Here is a 277-nt window from a genome sequence, read left to right as displayed (position 1 = left end):
CTCGTCCTCGCGGCCGGCACGTACGCCTTCCGGCTGGCCGGGCCGCTGCTCCAGGGGCGGGTCGAACTGCCCGCACGCGTCCAGGAGTTGCTGTCCACCGGCGCCACCGTGCTGCTCGTCGCGCTGCTCGCCACCGGGGCGCTGATGGAGGGGCACGAGTTCGCCGGGTGGGCGCGGCCCGCCGGGGTCCTCGCGGGCGGGGTGCTCGCGTGGCGGCGGGCGCCGTTCGCGGTGGTGGTCGTGGGGGCGACCGCGGTCACCGGGCTGCTGCGACTGG

The 277-nt window shown here is 78.3% G+C and carries 1 protein-coding gene; it reads left to right on the top strand.

The features are described from left to right. Positions 1-277, top strand: a 277-nt coding sequence (locus G3I40_RS07345) for an AzlD domain-containing protein (RefSeq protein WP_164301345.1), incomplete at both ends; no start/stop codon positions are given.

Source organism: Streptomyces sp. SID14478, from assembly GCF_010548525.1.
GTDB lineage: Bacteria > Actinomycetota > Actinomycetes > Streptomycetales > Streptomycetaceae > Streptomyces.
This window is presented reverse-complemented; position numbering and strand designations above follow the sequence as displayed.